At 67.7% G+C, this 16,630-nt stretch carries 15 protein-coding genes; 7 read left to right on the top strand and 8 right to left on the bottom strand.

The genetic code is table 11. From position 1 onward, the window contains the following. Positions 1-99: 99 nt before the first annotated feature. On the top strand, positions 100-1,542 hold the full coding sequence (locus ABZV77_RS25460; protein WP_356261078.1) for a CCA tRNA nucleotidyltransferase: 1,443 nt from the start codon (positions 100-102) through the stop codon (positions 1,540-1,542). Between the two features lie 110 nt (positions 1,543-1,652). On the opposite strand, the gene ABZV77_RS25465 is transcribed toward ABZV77_RS25460, so the two are convergent. The 4 genes from ABZV77_RS25465 to ABZV77_RS25480 form a co-directional block, all read right to left on the bottom strand. Further along, on the bottom strand, positions 1,653-2,198 hold the full coding sequence (locus ABZV77_RS25465; protein ID WP_356261080.1) for a hypothetical protein: 546 nt from the start codon (positions 2,196-2,198) through the stop codon (positions 1,653-1,655). Between the two features lie 114 nt (positions 2,199-2,312). Then, on the bottom strand, positions 2,313-3,569 hold the full coding sequence (locus ABZV77_RS25470; RefSeq protein WP_356261082.1) for an MFS transporter: 1,257 nt from the start codon (positions 3,567-3,569) through the stop codon (positions 2,313-2,315). Between the two features lie 79 nt (positions 3,570-3,648). Continuing rightward, positions 3,649-4,731, bottom strand: coding sequence for an inositol-3-phosphate synthase (locus ABZV77_RS25475; RefSeq protein WP_356261085.1), 1,083 nt, complete (start codon positions 4,729-4,731; stop codon positions 3,649-3,651). A gap of 59 nt (positions 4,732-4,790) precedes the next feature. Beyond that, complete coding sequence (locus ABZV77_RS25480; protein ID WP_356261088.1) at positions 4,791-5,477, bottom strand: helix-turn-helix transcriptional regulator; 687 nt, start codon at positions 5,475-5,477, stop codon at positions 4,791-4,793. A 373-nt stretch (positions 5,478-5,850) separates the two neighbouring features. Between ABZV77_RS25480 and ABZV77_RS25485 the strand changes: the two genes are divergently transcribed. Both ABZV77_RS25485 and ABZV77_RS25490 read left to right on the top strand, forming a co-directional pair. After that, complete coding sequence (locus ABZV77_RS25485; protein ID WP_356261090.1) at positions 5,851-8,613, top strand: transglycosylase domain-containing protein; 2,763 nt, start codon at positions 5,851-5,853, stop codon at positions 8,611-8,613. 128 nt (positions 8,614-8,741) lie between these two features. Further along, entirely contained in the window at positions 8,742-10,283 is a 1,542-nt protein-coding gene (locus tag ABZV77_RS25490; RefSeq protein WP_356261611.1) for a glycosyltransferase 87 family protein, read from the top strand. 73 nt (positions 10,284-10,356) lie between these two features. Here the strand turns inward: ABZV77_RS25490 and ABZV77_RS25495 are convergent, their stop codons facing one another. The 3 genes from ABZV77_RS25495 to ABZV77_RS25505 form a co-directional block, all read right to left on the bottom strand. Next, positions 10,357-11,388 carry an alanine racemase gene (locus tag ABZV77_RS25495; RefSeq protein WP_356261092.1) on the bottom strand — a complete coding sequence of 344 codons (1,032 nt, stop codon included), beginning with the start codon at positions 11,386-11,388 and terminating at the stop codon, positions 10,357-10,359. A gap of 66 nt (positions 11,389-11,454) precedes the next feature. Further along, the gene (locus tag ABZV77_RS25500) at positions 11,455-12,576 is read right to left on the bottom strand and encodes a peptidoglycan bridge formation glycyltransferase FemA/FemB family protein (RefSeq protein ID WP_055565790.1); all 1,122 of its coding nucleotides are present in this window, start codon (positions 12,574-12,576) and stop codon (positions 11,455-11,457) included. A gap of 147 nt (positions 12,577-12,723) precedes the next feature. Then, positions 12,724-13,038 (bottom strand): hypothetical protein, encoded by a 315-nt coding sequence (locus ABZV77_RS25505; protein ID WP_055565789.1) that lies wholly within the window; start codon positions 13,036-13,038, stop codon positions 12,724-12,726. A gap of 266 nt (positions 13,039-13,304) precedes the next feature. Between ABZV77_RS25505 and rpsF the strand changes: the two genes are divergently transcribed. From rpsF to rplI, 4 genes are all read left to right on the top strand, one after another. Then, positions 13,305-13,595: a 30S ribosomal protein S6 gene (rpsF, locus tag ABZV77_RS25510; RefSeq protein ID WP_016644628.1), complete on the top strand. Its 291-nt coding sequence runs from the start codon at positions 13,305-13,307 to the stop codon at positions 13,593-13,595. 78 nt (positions 13,596-13,673) lie between these two features. Then, positions 13,674-14,276 (top strand): single-stranded DNA-binding protein, encoded by a 603-nt coding sequence (locus ABZV77_RS25515; RefSeq protein WP_356261096.1) that lies wholly within the window; start codon positions 13,674-13,676, stop codon positions 14,274-14,276. Between the two features lie 72 nt (positions 14,277-14,348). Next, positions 14,349-14,585 carry a 30S ribosomal protein S18 gene (gene rpsR / locus ABZV77_RS25520; RefSeq protein WP_003949403.1) on the top strand — a complete coding sequence of 79 codons (237 nt, stop codon included), beginning with the start codon at positions 14,349-14,351 and terminating at the stop codon, positions 14,583-14,585. Between the two features lie 18 nt (positions 14,586-14,603). Continuing rightward, a complete protein-coding gene (gene rplI / locus ABZV77_RS25525; protein WP_268772296.1) occupies positions 14,604-15,050 on the top strand; it encodes a 50S ribosomal protein L9 in 447 nt (148 codons plus the stop codon). Positions 15,051-15,220: 170 nt separating this feature from the next. Here rplI and ABZV77_RS25530 read toward each other — a convergent pair whose 3' ends face one another. Continuing rightward, positions 15,221-16,558 carry an MATE family efflux transporter gene (locus ABZV77_RS25530; protein WP_356261098.1) on the bottom strand — a complete coding sequence of 446 codons (1,338 nt, stop codon included), beginning with the start codon at positions 16,556-16,558 and terminating at the stop codon, positions 15,221-15,223. Between the last annotated feature and the right edge of the window lie 72 nt (positions 16,559-16,630).

Consider the following 16,630-nt stretch of genomic DNA (forward strand, 5'->3'; position numbering starts at 1 on the left):
GGAAGACGCGGCAGGAGCGGCTGCACGCCCCCCTGCGGGGCGGGGCGGGGCGGGAATCGGGTCGGCCGCGGGCGGCCGGGGCACGTACCCTTTTCTGTTGTGCCGAACGCCAATGAAGACAATCCCAGCGCCCTGAGCCAGGTGCAGAGCCGCGCGGTCAGTGAACTGCTGCGTGTGTCCCCTGTCGCGGACGACCTCGCCCGCCGTTTTCAGGAGGCCGGGTTCTCTCTCGCCCTGGTCGGCGGCTCGGTCAGGGACGCCCTGCTGGGCCGGCTCGGCAATGACCTGGACTTCACGACCGACGCCCGCCCCGAGGACGTACTGAAGATCGTCCGGCCGTGGGCCGACGCGGTGTGGGAGGTCGGGATCGCCTTCGGCACGGTCGGCAGCCAGAAGGACGGCTACCAGATCGAGGTGACCACCTACCGCTCTGAGGCGTACGACAGGACCTCGCGCAAGCCCGAGGTGTCCTACGGCGACTCGATCGAGGAAGACCTCGTGCGTCGCGACTTCACCGTGAACGCGATGGCCGTGGCGCTCCCGGAGAAGGAGTTCGTGGACCCGCACGGCGGGCTCGACGACCTCGCGGAGCGTGTCCTGCGCACCCCTGGCACCCCGGAGGACTCCTTCTCCGACGACCCGCTGCGGATGCTGCGGGCCGCACGGTTCGCCGCGCAGCTGGACTTCGAGGTGGCCCCCGACGTCGTCGCCGCGATGAAGGCGATGGCCGAGCGCATCGACATCGTCTCCGCGGAGCGCGTACGGGACGAATTGAACAAACTGCTCCTTTCCGCACATCCGCGCAAGGGTCTCGCTCTCCTCGTCGAGACGGGCCTCGCCGATCGGGTTCTCCCCGAGCTGCCCGCGCTGCGTCTGGAGCGTGACGAGCACCACCGCCACAAGGACGTGTACGACCACTCGCTGATCGTCCTTGAGCAGGCGATGGCGCTGGAGACGGGCGGCCCGGACCTGACGCTGCGGCTCGCGGCACTGCTGCACGACATCGGCAAGCCGAAGACGCGGCGCTTCGAGAGCGACGGCCGCGTCTCCTTCCACCACCACGAGGTGGTCGGCGCCAAGATGGTCAAGAAGCGCATGACGGCGCTCAAGTACTCCAACGAGCTCGTGAAGGACGTTTCGCGCCTCGTCGAGCTGCACCTGCGCTTCCACGGCTACGGCACGGGAGAGTGGACGGACTCGGCCGTACGTCGCTACGTACGCGACGCAGGCCCCCTCCTGGCGCGTCTGCACAAGCTGACCCGCTCCGACTGCACCACGCGCAACAAGCGCAAGGCGAACGCCCTGTCGCGTGCGTACGACGGCCTGGAGGAGCGCATCGCCCGCCTCCAGGAACAGGAGGAGCTGGACTCGATCCGCCCCGACCTGGACGGCAACGACATCATGAAGGTCCTGGACGTGGGACCGGGCCCGGTGATCGGCCAGGCCTACAAGTTCCTTCTGGAACTGCGCCTCGAGAATGGGCCGATGGAGCGGGACGCGGCTGCCGCGGCGCTCAAGGAGTGGTGGGCCGCGCAGAACTGAGGCGGGAGGGTGGTTGTTTCACGTGAAACAACCACCCTCCCGAGATGCGCCGAAGGGCGTTGTTTCACGTGAAACCGTGAAACAACGCCCTTCGGTCGTTCCTGCTGCGCCTACTTGGTCTTCTTCAGGCAGAGCACCACGTTGTGGCCCTTGCCCGACTGGTAGTAGGCGATCTCGGAGGTCTTGACGGCCTTGCACTTGTTGCTGTCGCTGGTGTCGTCGAACTTCTCCACGACCTCGAACTCGGAATCGCTCGAGGAGCAGTCGACCTCTTCCAGGTCCGGCGAGAACTGCGTGCCCTTGTTGTGCATGCAGCTGCCGACGCTGGTGGACTCGGCGTCGCTCTTGCCGAGGGCAAACTTGCCGACGGCTATGAGAATCGCGACCAGGATGAAGCCGCCGATGCGCAGGAACAGCTTCTTGCCACCACCACCGCGGCGGGGGGCCGGCGGGGGAACAGGGCCGCCCTGGCCGAAAGCGGGGTACGGCTGCTGCGGCATGCCGGGCTGACCCTGGTAGGGAGGGGCCGGGGGCTGCTGGCCGTAAGGAGCGCCGCCCTGGGGCTGCCCATAGGGGTTCTGGCCCTGGGGCTGGCCGTAGGGGTTCTGGCCCTGGGGCGGGTACGGAGTCTGGCCCTGGGGCGGCGGAGTGGTCACTTTGGGGGTCCCCCTCGAACGAGAGCGCGATGGCGCGAATACGACGCCCGTAAGTTATCCGGGTCCGCTGGTATCTCTGAAGTTCAGAGGGGCTCTGTGTCACTGATGTGACACTTATTGCGCGTCAAAGCGGGCCATAGCCCCAGCAATTGCTGCGTAGAGAAGAGCCACCACGAGGACCAGCGGAACCGACCGCCCGTCCGGGGGCAGCATCAGGGCCGCCACCGCGGCCGCGCCCACGAAAGCGACGTTGAACAGCACGTCGTAGACCGAGAAGATCCGCCCGCGGAAGCCGTCGTCCACCGAGGACTGCACCACCGTGTCCGTGGCGATTTTTGCGCCCTGGGTGGTCAGGCCGAGGACGAAGGCGGCGACGAGGAGAGGGGCGGGTTCGAAGGGGAGGCCGAGTGCGGGTTCGAGGAGCGCTGCCGTTGCCGCGCAGGTGACGATCCAGCCGCCCGGGCCAAGACGCCCCACCGCCGCAGGCGTCACCAGAGCCGCCACGAAGAACCCCGCGCCGGAGATCCCCACGGCAAGCCCGAGCAGCGCCAGCCCGGCGGACTCCGTCGACGTCCAGGCGTACCGGCACAGCATCAGGACCATGACGGTCAGTGCGCCGTAGCAGAACCGGAGCACCGTCATCGCGGCCAGCGCGCGGGCGGCCGCGGGGCGCTCCGCAAGGTGTCGCACCCCCGCCTTCAGCCCGCGAGCCGTTCCGGCCAGCGCGGTCGCGAGCCGTGGCTGCACCAGGTCCGGATCGGGGCCGAGCAGTTCGCGTGCCATGCGGAGCGAGGCGAGCGCCGCGCAGAGGTACAGGGCGGCGCCGCACAGGACCACGGCCGCGTCCGAGTCCGACGCCACGATGCGGATCACGAAGGCGAGGCCGCCGCCCAGCGTCGCGGCCAACGTGCCCGCGGTCGGCGAGAGGGAGTTCGCGACGACCAGACGGTCGGCGTCGACCACCCGGGGCAGCGCGGCCGAGAGTCCCGCCAGGACGAAACGGTTGACGGCCGTGACACAGAGGGCGGAGGCGTAGAAGAGCCAGTCGGGGACGCTGCTCAGCATCAGTACGGCGGTCAGGGACGCCAGGGCGGCCCGCAGGAGGTTGCCGTAGAGGAAGACCTGGCGGCGCTGCCAGCGGTCCAGGAGAACGCCGGCGAAGGGGCCGATCAGGGAGTAAGGGAGGAGCAGCACGGCCATGGCGGAAGCGATCGCCCCGGGCGAGGCCTGCTTCTCCGGGGAGAAGACGACGTACGTCGCGAGCGCGACCTGGTAGACGCCGTCCGCCCCCTGGGAGATCAGCCGTACGCCGAGCAGCCGTCGAAAGTCCCGCAGCCGCAGCAGTATCCGCAGGTCACCGACGACAGCCATGGATCACAGCCTCACATACGAGGAGGGTCCCCGGGCGGAATGCCCGGGGACCCTCGACAAGCAACAAGGAGAGAGCTGTTTAGCGCTCGACCTCACCCTTGATGAACTTCTCGACGTTGGCGAAGGCCTCGTCGTCGAAGTACTGGACCGGCGGGGACTTCATGAAGTAGCTCGACGCGGAGAGGATCGGGCCGCCGATGCCGCGGTCCTTGGCGATCTTCGCGGCGCGCAGGGCGTCGATGATGACACCGGCCGAGTTCGGGGAGTCCCAGACCTCGAGCTTGTACTCCAGGTTCAGCGGGACGTCACCGAAGGCACGGCCCTCGAGGCGGACGTACGCCCACTTGCGGTCGTCGAGCCACGCCACGTAGTCCGACGGGCCGATGTGGACGTTCTTCTCGCCCAGCTCGCGGTCCGGGATCTGCGAGGTGACGGCCTGCGTCTTCGAGATCTTCTTCGACTCGAGGCGGTCGCGCTCGAGCATGTTCTTGAAGTCCATGTTGCCGCCGACGTTGAGCTGCATGGTGCGCTCAAGACGGACACCGCGGTCCTCGAACAGCTTCGCCATCACGCGGTGCGTGATGGTGGCGCCGACCTGCGACTTGATGTCGTCGCCGACGATCGGGACACCGGCCTCGGTGAACTTGTCGGCCCACTCCTTGGTGCCGGCGATGAAGACCGGGAGGGCGTTGACGAAGGCGACCTTGGCGTCGATGGCGCACTGCGCGTAGAACTTCGCGGCGGCCTCGGAACCGACGGGCAGGTAGCAGACGAGGACGTCGACCTTGCGGTCCTTGAGGATCTGGACGATGTCGACCGGGGCCTCGGAGGACTCCTCGATGGTCTGGCGGTAGTACTTGCCCAGGCCGTCGTGGGTGTGGCCGCGCTGGACGGTCACGCCCGAGTTCGGCACGTCGCAGATCTTGATGGTGTTGTTCTCGCTGGCGCCGATGGCGTCCGAGAGGTCGAGGCCGACCTTCTTCGCGTCGACGTCGAACGCGGCGACGAACTCGACGTCACCGACGTGGTAGTCGCCGAACTGGACGTGCATCAGGCCCGGGACCTTGGTGTCCGGGTCTGCGTCCTTGTAGTACTCGACGCCCTGGACCAGCGAGGCGGCGCAGTTGCCCACGCCGACGATGGCTACGCGAACCGAACCCATTCCGGTTGCTCCCTGTGTGATCTCGGTATTCCGGATGAAACCCGGCGGAACGCTGGGTCTCACTTGGCGGGGTCATCGGACGGATCCGGCGGCGGGTCGTTCTCCCGCCGCCGGGGCAGGTCCGCCGACTCCCCAGATGTGCTGTTCTGCTGAGCGGAGCTGCCGGGGGCGGACCGTTGCTGGTCCCGCCCTGCTCGCTCGCTCTCGATGAGCTCGTTCAGCCAGCGCACTTCGCGCTCCACGGACTCCATGCCGTGCCGCTGCAGCTCAAGCGTGTAGTCGTCCAGGCGCTCCCGGGTACGGGCCAGGGAAGCGCGCATCTTCTCCAGGCGCTCTTCGAGTCGGCTGCGGCGGCCCTCGAGCACCCGCATCCGAACGTCTCGCGAGGTCTGCCCGAAGAAGGCGAAGCGGGCGGCGAAGTGCTCGTCCTCGTACGCATCGGGGCCGGTCTGCGAGAGCAGATCCTCGAAGTGCTCCTTACCTTCCGCCGTCAACCGATAGACGATCTTGGCGCGACGCCCTGTGAGTGGAGCTGCCAGGGCGTCTTCGGGGGAGCTGCCCGACTCCTCGATCAACCAGCCGTTGGCGACCAGCGTCTTGAGGCAGGGGTAGAGCGTCCCGTAGCTGAAGGCGCGGAACACTCCCAGCGACGTATTGAGTCGTTTGCGCAGCTCATAGCCGTGCATCGGGGATTCGCGAAGCAGACCGAGCACGGCGAATTCCAGGATGCCGGAGCGCCTGCTCATCTTCGCCTCCCGTCTGCCACGGTCCCTCAGTACGGCCTTTATGCCGAGCTGATGTATCGACTCGATACATCGAGACGATAGAACGGCGATCCGGTTGATACAAGAGGGGGCACGGTGAACGGCGTCACATCACCGATTCGTAGGAAGTAACTTGCCTGATTTGGGGTGAACTTCGGCTCTAGGAGGGTTTTGACGGTGCGTAGTCTGTGCGCCATGTATGCCGCCGGGAACCAAGTGACGTCAGGGAGCGTCGTCGTCCCCGGTGTAGTGCGGGCGCGTTCAGGAACGGGCGCATCCGCACTTCGGGGGGACCGGAAACCAGCCGCCGTTTCCAGGCGTGGACAACTGCGCCTGCCCGAGGAGTAATCGTTCGATGAGCGAGCACCGTCGCAAACCGCCGCAGCCGCAGGGCGGCGGACGCGCCGCGGCCCGGCGCGGCACCCCAGGGGCGCCGTCGGGTCGTCGCGCGGCACCGCGGGGCGACACAGGATCACCTTCTTCCTCCTACGGGGGGCCGGGACCCGATTCCGGGACCCCGGACGACGGGGACCGCCCCTATGGCGGCAGGGCCGAGGCCCGACGCGCCGCACAGCGCAGCGGCTCGGTCGGCGCCGGTGGCGGACGCCGCAGGGCGCCCGACGGCGGCGGCCGAGCGGGCGGTGGTGGCGGTGGCCGCCGTGGTGGCGGTGGGCCCGGTGGACCGGGCGGGGCAGGCCGTGGCAGGGGCCGCGGCGCCGAGCCGCCTCGTAAGAAGCGGTTCATCGACTACCCGCGCGTGGGCAAGGACGGCGTGCGCCGCTGGGTCCCGTCGTGGCGCCTGGTCACCGGCATGTTCCTCGGCTTCCTCGGCGGCCTGATGGCGGTCGCGGGCATCGCGTACGCCCTGGTGGAGGTGCCGGAGGTCGACAAGGCGGCCAAGGCCCAGAACAACGTCTACTACTGGGCCGACGGCAAGCAGATGGTCGCGACCGGTGGTGAGCGCAACCGCCAGATCATCGACTACGACGACATCCCCAAGGAGATGCGCTTCGCCGTCATGTCGGCGGAGAACAAGACGTTCGAGAAGGACAAGGGCGTCGACCCGATGGGCATCACCCGGGCCGTGGTCAACATGGCCAAGGGCGGGCAGACCCAGGGTGGCTCCACGATCACCCAGCAGTACGTGAAGAACGCGCGACTCGGCGATCAGTCGCAGACGTTCACCAGGAAGTTCAAAGAGCTCTTCATCTCCATAAAGGTCGGCCGGACGGTGTCCAAGGAGGACATCATGGCCGGTTACCTCAACACCGCTTATTACGGACGCGGGGCCTACGGCATCCAGGCGGCCGCCCGGGCGTACTTCAACAAGGAAGCCAGCGAGCTGGACCCGAGCCAGTGCGCGTTCCTCGCGACCGTGCTGAAGGGCGCCACGTACTACGACCCCGCCGGTTACCCGGAGATCGACCCCGGGGCCAACAAGCAGGACAACACCGCCCGCGCCAAGAAGCGCTGGAAGTGGATCCTGGACGAAGAGGTCAAGGACGGCCGCCTGACCGCCGAGCAGCGGGCCGAGTACCAGGAGTTCCCGAAGCTGCAGAACCCGCGGTCGAACATTGACCTGGCAGGCCAGACGGGTTACCTCGTGGACCTGGCCAAGGCGTACGTCATCAGGAACACCAACATCACCGCCGAGCAGCTCCAGCAGGGCGGCTACGAGATCCACACGACCTTCGACAAGACGAAGGTCAAGGAACTCGAGAAGTCGGTGAACAAGGTCCGCAAGGAGAAGATCAAGCCGAAGGTCCGGCCTGAGAAGGACACGCACGTTCAGTTCGGCGGGGCCTCGGTGGATCCGAAGGACGGCGCGATCAAGGCCATCTACGGCGGCGAGGACGCGACCAAGCACTTCACGAACAACGCCGACCAGACCGGTGCCCAGGTCGGTTCGACGTACAAGCCGTTCGTGCTGGCCGCCGCGTTCAAGTACGGCGTGCGCGATCCGGGAGGACCGGAGGAGCAGACCGAGGCCGAGCGCACCATCGTCAATCCGAAGAGCCTCTACAGCGGCAAGAACGAGCTGAAGATCCAGAAGTACAACGGTGACGTCTGGACGGACCGCGATGGCAAGCAGTGGAACCAGAAGAACGACGGTAACCAGTCGTACAACCGTCCCAGCTTCCAGATCGACCTCCGTGAGGCGATGAGGGAGTCGGTCAACTCGGCCTACGTGCAGCTCGGCATGGACGTCGGACTGGAGAAGGTGAAGCAGTCCGCGATGGATGCCGGTCTCAAGGACGACGGCTCCATGGCGGGCGCCACCTACCCGTCCTTCTCACTCGGCACCTCGTCGCCGAGCGCGATCCGGATGGCCGGGGCGTACTCCACCTTCGCGGCGAGCGGCAAGCAGAACGAGCCGTACTCGGTGAAGGAGGTCGAGCACGAGGGCGACACGGTCTTCCGCCACGAGAACCAGCCCAAGCAGGCCTACAGCGCGGAGGTCGCCGACAACGTGACCGACGTGCTGCGGACCGTCGTGGACAAGGGCACGGGTACCTCCGCCCAGCTCAACGGCCGTCAGGTGGCCGGTAAGACCGGTACGACGGACGGCAACAAGTCCGCCTGGTTCGTCGGCTACACCCCGCAGCTGTCGACGGCGGTCAGCATGTACCGGCTCGACGACGACGAGACCAACAAGAAGCGCGAGTTCCTGGAGATGTTCGGCACGGGTGGCGAGGAGAAGATCCACGGCGCCTCGTTCCCCGCGCAGATCTGGCAGGACTACATGGAGCAGGCGCTCAAGGGCAAGTCCGTCGTGAACTTCCCGGTGCCCGGGCCGATCGGCAAGGTCGTCGGAGAGACCCCGCCCCCGCCGCCGACACCGACGAAGACCGAGGAGCCGGAGAAGACCACGTCGCCGACGCCCACGGAGACCAAGACCACGAAGCCGCCGACGGAGAGTCCCGATCCCGGCGAGAGCTGTGATCCGTTCGACTGGGATTGCAACCACAACGGCGGTCAGGAGAACGGCGGTGCCGACGGCGGCGTCGACGGCGGCCCCGGTGGGGAGTCTCCACCCGCTACCGAAGACCCGGCCGGCGGCGGAGGCAACAATGGCAATGGCAACGGAGGGGGCATCTTCGGCGGGCCGACAGGCTGAGCCGATCCTGCCGGAGAGCTCCGGCAGGCCGCCGCAGCCGCTCCCCCACGGATGTTTCACGTGAAACGAGGGCCGTCGCACCGATGGGTGCGGCGGCCCTCTCCGCGTTCCCAGTCGCGTACGGCAGGATGTCGGGCATGCCCAGTGCAGACCCCAGCGCAGAGACGCCGCGCACGAGCGCGTACGAGCCTGTGAGCCCGCAGGAGCAGGAACAGGAGCCGGTACGGCCCACGAGGGAGGACGAGGTCGCCCGGGCCGGTAGTGAGCTGGTCGGCGGCCCGGTAGGCCGAAGAGTGCTGTTCGCTGCCTCCTGGTGGACTCCCGTGCGCATCATCGCGCTCGTCGCGCTCGGGATGTTCGCGCTCGGGATGATCCAGAAGATGCCGTGCTACAACGGCGCGTGGTTCTTCGGAGCCAGCTCGCAGTACACGCATGCGTGCTACTCCGACATCCCGCACCTCTATCAGGGACGCGGTTTCGCCGACGGCCTGGTGCCGTACTTCGACCGGCTCCCCGGTGACATGGAGTACCTCGAGTACCCCGTCCTCACCGGGGTGTTCATGGAGATGGCGTCCTGGGTGACGCCCGGCAGCGGATCCATCCAGCACCAGGAAAAGATCTACTGGATGGTCAACGCCGGGATACTGATGGCCTGTACCGCGGTCGTCGCCGTCTGCGTGGCACGCACCCACCGGCGCCGCCCCTGGGACGCGCTGCTCGTCGCCCTCGCACCGGCCTTCGCGCTGACGGCCACCATCAACTGGGACCTGCTCGCCGTGGCCCTCACGGCCGCCGCGATGCTGATGTGGTCACGCGCACGTGTCGTCGCTTTCGGTGTGCTCCTCGGGCTCGCCACGGCCGCCAAGCTGTATCCCGTACTGATCCTCGGGCCGCTGCTGATCCTGTGCTGGCGCGCGGGCAGATGGCGGGAGTTCGGGACCGCGCTGCTCGGCACGGTGGGCGCCTGGCTGGTCGTGAACCTGCCGGTGATACTGCTCGCGAGCGACGGCTGGTCGAAGTTCTACACGTTCAGCCAGGAGCGCGGCGTCGACTTCGGCTCCTTCTGGCTGATCCTCTCCCAGCGGATGGACTCCCCGTTGACCACCGACACGGTCAACACCCTGGCGGCCGTGCTGATGCTCCTCGCCTGTCTGGGAGTCGGTGCCCTCGGACTCACCGCCCCGCGCCGCCCGCGCTTCGCACAGCTGGCCTTCCTGGTGGTCGCCGCCTTCGTCCTCACCAACAAGGTCTACTCGCCGCAGTACGTCCTGTGGCTGATCCCCCTCGCCGCGCTCGCCCGGCCGCGCTGGCGCGACTTCCTGATCTGGCAGGCGTGCGAGGTCGCGTACTTCCTCGGGATCTGGCTCTACCTGGCGTACACGACGAGCGGAGACGCCCACAAGGGGCTGCCGACCGAGGGATACCAACTCACCATCGTCGTGCATCTGTTGGGCACGCTGTACCTGTGTGCCGTGATCGTGCGCGACATCCTGATGCCGGAGCGGGACGTGGTGCGGATCGCAGGGGACGACGACCCGTCAGGAGGCGTCCTGGACGGCGCGCGGGACGTCTTCGTGCTGGGGAACGCGGGCCGTTCGAGGCGGACCGCGCTGCACACCTCGGAGGCGCCCGCCGTGAAGTGGGGTTCGGCGGCCGATCTGCCGGGCTGAGGAGCGTTCGCACACGCGGAAGGGCCGGTACGACGATTCGTACCGGCCCTTCCGCGTGCTGGATCGATCCGCCTCAGCGGTCGAGGATCCGGTCGAACTGCGTGGTGGTGTGCCGCAGGTGGGCCACCAACTCCTCGCCGACCTTCGGCTCCTGGGCGTCCGAAGGCACGAAGAGGATCGAGACCTGCATGTGCGGCGGCTCCGCGAACCAGCGCTGCTTGCCCGCCCAGACGAAGGGCGAGAGGTTGCGGTTGACGGTCGCGAGGCCCGCGCGTGCCACACCCTTGGCCCGCGGCATCATGCCGTGCAGCGCCTTCGGGGCCTCCAGGCCGACACCGTGCGAGGTGCCACCGGCCACCACGACCAGCCAGCCGTCGGAAGCGGCCTTCTGCTGGCGGTAGCCGAAGCGGTCGCCCTTGGCGACGGCGGTGACGTCGAGGACGGCGCCGCGGTACTCGGTGGCCTCGTGATCGCCCAGCCAGAGGTTCGTGCCGATACGGGCACGGAAGCGGGTCTGCGGGAACTGCTGCTGAAGACGCGCCAGTTCACCGGCCTTGAGGTGGCTGACGAACATGGTGTGCAGCGGCAGGCGGGCCGCGCGCAGGCGGTCCATCCAGCCGATGACCTCCTCGACGGCGTCCGAGCCATCGGTGCGGTCCAGCGGCAGGTGGATCGCAAAGCCTTCGAGGCGTACGTCCTCGATGGCGGCGTGCAACTGCGGAAGCTCCTGCTCGCTGACGCCGTGGCGCTTCATCGAGGACATGACCTCGATGACGACGCGGGCCCCCACGAGGCCGTGCACGCCGTCGAGCGACGACACGGAGCGGATGACGCGGTCGGGCAGCGGCACCGGCTCCTCGCCCCGCCGGAACGGGGTCAGGACCAGCAGGTCGCCGCTGAACCAGTCCTTGATGCGAGCGGCTTCGTAGGTGGTGCCCACGGCGAGCACGTCGGAGCCGAAGCGCGTGGCTTCCTCGGCGAGGCGCTCATGCCCGAAGCCGTAGCCGTTGCCCTTGCAGACCGGGACGATGCCCGGGAACTGCTCCAGCATGTGCTTCTGGTGTGCCCGCCAGCGCGCGGTGTCGACATAGAGCGTGAGCGCCATGGCTGGATCCCGGAACCTTTCTCGTGTCTGCGGTGTATCAGAGTTATGGAAGGAAATTGTGCGGGATCAGCGGCGCGACATGTAGATGTCCAGCGCCTTGTGCAGCAGCTTGTTGAGCGGGAAGTCCCACTCGCCGATGTACTCGGCGGCTTCGCCGCCGGTGCCGACCTTGAACTGGATCAGGCCGAAGAGGTGGTCCGTCTCGTCCAGCGAGTCGGAGATGCCGCGCAGGTCATAGACCGTGGCACCCATGGCGTATGCATCGCGGAGCATCCGCCACTGCATCGCGTTCGAGGGCCTGACCTCGCGCCCGATGTTGTCCGATGCGCCGTAGGAGTACCAGACGTGCCCGCCGACGACGAGCATCGTCGCGGCCGACAGGTTCACGCCGTTGTGCCGCGCGAAGTACAGCCGCATGCGGTTGGGGTCCTCGGAGTTGAGGGCCTGCCACATCTGCTGGAAGTAGCCGAGCGGCCGCGGGCGGAACTTGTCGCGCACCGCGGTGATCTCGTAGAGACGCTGCCACTCGGGCAGGTCGTGGTAGCCGCCCTGGACGACCTCGACGCCGGCCTTCTCGGCCTTCTTGATGTTGCGCCGCCACAGCTGGTTGAAGCCCTTCTGGACCTCGTCCAGGGAGCGGTTGGCCAGCGGCACCTGGAAGACGAAGCGGGGCTGCACGTCGCCGAAGCCGGCGCCGCCGTCCTCGCCCTGCTGCCAGCCCATCCGGCGCAGCCGGTCGGAGACCTCGAAGGCCCGCGGCTCGATGTACGTCGCCTCGGTGTCCCGCAGCCGCTTCACGTCGGGGTTCTGGATGCCGGCCTTGATCGCCGGAGCGTCCCAGCGACGGATCACGACCGGCGGACCCATCTTCACGGAGAAGGCGCCCTGCTGCTTCAGATGCGCCAGCATCGGCTGCAGCCACTCGTCGAGGTTCGGGGCGTACCAGTTGATGACAGGCCCCTCGGGCAGGTACGCGAGATAACGCTTGAGCTTGGGCAGCTGCCGGTAGAGCACCAGGCCCGCACCGACCAGCTCACCGGTCCTGTCGTCGAACCAGCCCAGGTTCTCCGAGCGCCATTCGCTCTTCACGTCAGCCCATGCCGGGACCTGGCAATGACTCGCCGACGGCAGTGTCTGGATATATGCCAGATGCTGCTCGCGACTGATGGTCCTCAGGGTCAGACTCATTCGGGGCGCTCCTCGGGCTGGTGTGTCCCCATGGGTACAGGGGCTCCGGCTCTCGCGCCGAAGCCTACTGCGCCCTGCGAGCGACCCGTCTGGGCGTACGGGACTAAGGGCCCCGGCCGCTCGTGCGACCGGGGTCCCGCGAGGCCGTCAGCCGACGACTCCGCCGAAGAGTCCGCCGTGTGCCATGCCCAGGAAGAAGCCGACCGCCGAGGCTCCGAGACCCAGGATCAGGCCGAAGCGCTCACGCGTCGTCACCGAGATGAACTGGCCGTACGCACCCGTGGCGATCCCGATCAGGCCTGCCCACGAGCTGATCAGATGGAGGTTGTGGAACATCGCGGTCACGAAGGCGATCGCCCCGAGCACCAGCGTCACGCCCAGCAGCGTGTCCTGGAGCGGATGAGGCTTGCCGTCCGTGGCGAAGAGAGAAGTGGCGGTGTTCGGTCGCATTACCTGTGCCATGAGAGGCACCTCCTGCGGAAGGCGGCGCATCGTAGCGCCATAGACACCCGATGTGTACAGATTCTGCCCGCCCGCCGCCGGATTTCAACCGGAAGCCTCGGTGCGGGTACTGTGTACCGTCTGCACCGGTGTCTGCCCAGGCCACATCATGAGCCCCCGCTCGCGGGAGTCGATTGTCAGTGGCTGCCGATACCGTTGCGTACGCATCACGACCCTCCTGCCACGGAACGACCGTGGCCGCTGAGTCCAAAGGAGGTGGGTTCCACATGCGTCACTACGAAGTGATGGTCATCCTCGACCCCGATCTCGAGGAGCGCGCTGTCTCCCCGCTGATCGAGAACTTCCTTTCTGTCGTCCGTGAGGGCAACGGAAAGGTCGAGAAGGTCGACACCTGGGGCCGTCGTCGTCTGTCCTACGAGATCAAGAAGAAGCCCGAGGGCATCTACTCGGTCATCGACCTGCAGGCCGAGCCTGCGGTCGTCAAGGAGCTCGACCGACAGATGAACCTGAACGAGTCGGTCCTCCGGACCAAGGTCCTCCGTCCCGAGATGCACTGAGCTTCTTAGCTCAGCAGCACCCGGGAATCGAGTAGCAGCAACAAGCAGCCAGCAGCAAACCCGCCGAGAGGTTCCCCCATGGCAGGCGAGACCGTCATCACGGTCGTCGGCAATCTTGTCGACGACCCCGAGCTGCGCTTCACCCCCTCCGGTGCGGCGGTCGCGAAGTTCCGTGTCGCGTCCACCCCCCGCACCTTCGACCGCCAGACGAACGAGTGGAAGGACGGCGAAAGCCTCTTCCTCACCTGCTCGGTCTGGCGTCAGGCGGCGGAGAACGTCGCGGAGTCGCTCCAGCGAGGCATGCGCGTCGTCGTGCAGGGCCGGCTGAAGCAGCGGTCCTATGAGGACCGTGAGGGCATCAAGCGCACGGTCTACGAGCTGGACGTCGAGGAAGTCGGCGCCAGCCTGAAGAACGCCACGGCCAAGGTCACCAAGACCACCGGTCGAGGCGGCCAGGGCGGTTACGGCGGCGGCAGTGGCGGCGGCCAGCAGGGCGGTGGCTGGAGCGGTGGCTCCGGCAACGGTCAGCAGCAGGGTGGCGGTGGCGGTGCTCCCGCCGACGACCCCTGGGCGACCGGCGCTCCGGCTGGTGGCAACCAGCAGCAGGGCGGCGGCGGTGGCGGCTGGGGCGGAAGCTCCGGCGGCTCCGGTGGCGGCTACTCGGACGAGCCCCCCTTCTAAGCCTCAGGGCTTTGGCCCCCGGGCCGAGGGGTGGGCCGTACCCACACTTCTTGATCACACAGGAGAAACACCATGGCGAAGCCGCCTGTGCGCAAGCCTAAGAAGAAGGTCTGCGCTTTCTGCAAGGACAAGGTCACGTACGTGGACTACAAGGACACGAACATGCTGCGGAAGTTCATTTCCGACCGCGGCAAGATCCGTGCCCGCCGCGTGACCGGCAACTGCACGCAGCACCAGCGTGACGTCGCCACGGCCGTTAAGAACAGCCGTGAGATGGCGCTGCTGCCCTACACGTCCACCGCGCGATAAGGGAAGGGTGACCGACTAATGAAGATCATCCTCACCCACGAGGTCTCCGGCCTCGGCGCCGCCGGCGAGGTCGTAGACGTCAAGGACGGCTACGCCCGTAACTACCTGATCCCGCGGAACTTTGCGATCCGCTGGACCAAGGGTGGCGAGAAGGACGTCGCGCAGATCCGTCGTGCGCGCAAGATCCACGAGATCGCGACCATCGAGCAGGCCAACGAGATCAAGGCCCAGCTCGAGGGCGTCAAGGTCCGTCTGGCCGTTCGCTCCGGCGACGCCGGTCGTCTCTTCGGTTCTGTCACCCCGGCCGACATCGCTTCGGCGATCGAGGCTGCCGGTGGTCCGAAGGTCGACAAGCGCCGTGTCGAGCTGGGCGCGCCGATCAAGACGCTGGGCGCCCACGCGACGTCCGTGCGTCTGCACCCCGAGGTTGCCGCGAAGGTCAACGTCGAGGTCGTCTCTGCCTAAGCATTGCGCTTGGCAGAGCTGAAGCAACCGTTGGGCCGTACCCCTTGGGGTGCGGCCCAACGTGCTTCGTGGAACGTCCGGCGCGGAGGGCGCGCTGTTTCACGTGAAACAGCGCGAAATACTCAGCGCGTGGTGCTGTCAAACGCTCACCGAGTGGTGCTGCGTAGCGGTCAGCGCGTGGCGCCCGTGACGATCCAGTGGCCGGAGCGGGAGCGCAGCCACAGGGTCAGCATCCGCACCGCCATCATCAGCGTCATCGCTCCCCACAGGGCGGTCAGGCCACCGCCGAGGGTCGGTACGAGCAGGGCGACGGGGGTGAAGGCGGCCAACGTGACGATCATCGCCCAGGCGAGGTACCGTCCGTCGCCCGCACCCATCAGGACGCCGTCCAGCACGAAGACGATGCCGCAGATGGGCTGAGCGAGGGCGATCACGACGAGGGCGGGCAGTGCCGCGTCCTGGACGCTGCCGTCGCTGGTGAAGAGCGGGATGAACACCGGCCGCGCGAGAACGACCAGCAGACCGAGCACGACCCCCGAGACGACGCCCCACTGAACCATCCGGCGGCAGACGGCGCGGGCGCCCTCCGGATCGTTGGCGCCCAGGTAGCGTCCGATGATCGCCTGCCCGGCAATGGCGATGGCGTCGAGCGCGAAGGCCAGCAAACTCCACAGGGACAGAACGATCTGGTGGGCGGCCACGTCGGAGTCGCCGAGGCGGGCGGCGACGGCGGTCGCGATCATCAGGATGGCGCGCAGCGAGAGCGTGCGGACCAGGAGCGGCGCACCGGCTTGTGCGCAGGCCCGGATCCCGGCGGCATCGGGGCGCAGTGAGGCGCCATGCCGCTTGGCGCCGCGTACGACGACGAAGAGGTACACGGCGGCCATGGCGCACTGGGCGATGACGGTGCCCCAGGCGGAGCCGGCGATGCCGAGGTCGGCGCCGTAGACCAGGCCGATGTTGAGGACACCGTTGGCGACGAAGCCGCCGATCGCCACGTACAGCGGAGTCTTGGTGTCCTGCAGGCCGCGGAGCACGCCGGTGGAGGCGAGCACGACGAGCATGGCGGGGATGCCGAGTGAGGAGATCCGCAGATACGTGACGGCGTACGGAGCCGCGGTGTCGGAGGCGCCGAAGAGGTCCACGAGGGCGGGTGCGGTGGGCAGGACGACGGCAATGACGGCGGCACCGAGGAGCAGTGCGAGCCAGATGCCGTCCATGCCCTGCCGGATGGCGGCCTGGAGGTCACCGGCGCCCACGCGCCGGGCGACGGCGGCTGTGGTGGCGTAGGCGAGGAAGACGAAGATGCTCACCGCGGTGGTGAGGAGCGCCGAGGCGACGCCGAGACCGGCCAGCTGGGCGGTGCCGAGGTGCCCGACGATGGCGCTGTCGGCCAGCACGAAGAGGGGCTCGGCGACCAGGGCGCCGAACGCGGGAACGGCGAGGGCGATGATCTCTCGGTCGTGCCTTCGCCGGGCGACCTTGGGCGGCGCGGGAGCCTGTGTCATGGACACCAATCTAATCTTCCACAGGTAAGAGATGCAATGGTATTACGACCCTTACTCGATCTCCTGTCGGGC

It is taken from the genome of Streptomyces sp. NPDC004732 (genome assembly GCF_040609235.1).
In the GTDB taxonomy this organism is placed as follows: domain Bacteria; phylum Actinomycetota; class Actinomycetes; order Streptomycetales; family Streptomycetaceae; genus Streptomyces.